The following is a 346-nucleotide window of genomic DNA, read 5'->3' as shown; positions in this document are numbered from 1 at the left end:
CAGTTGGAGCCGAAGACCATACAGCGGCGTACTATTAAGACCGCCCCTCCATCTGTGAAGATCAGCATCCAGCCAGAGCAGAAGCTCCGGGTGGCCAGTTCCAACGCCCTGACAGCCCGGATGCAGAAGCAGATGGAACGAAGGGCAGCGAAGCAGGCGGCGAAGAAAGCCGCCTTGCAGACTTCCGATGGAGTCCGCCGGATACAGAAAACGGCAAGGGCAGGAGAGAATACCTTCAAGGCAGCTAAGGCCGCTGTAGAAGCGGCAGCGAAAACGGTGCAGTCCATGATGGCTGCACTGGGAGCCGCCGGAGCGGTCATGGTTCTGCTTCTGGTTATCATGGTCG

At 59.0% G+C, this 346-nt stretch carries 1 pseudogene; it reads left to right on the top strand.

Annotated features, from left to right (window positions below):
* Window positions 1-346, top strand: a pseudogene (locus LIQ05_RS19550) (lytic transglycosylase); the annotation flags it as partial.

It is taken from the genome of Blautia glucerasea, assembly GCF_020537505.1.
Lineage (GTDB): Bacteria > Bacillota > Clostridia > Lachnospirales > Lachnospiraceae > Blautia_A.
This window is presented reverse-complemented; position numbering and strand designations above follow the sequence as displayed.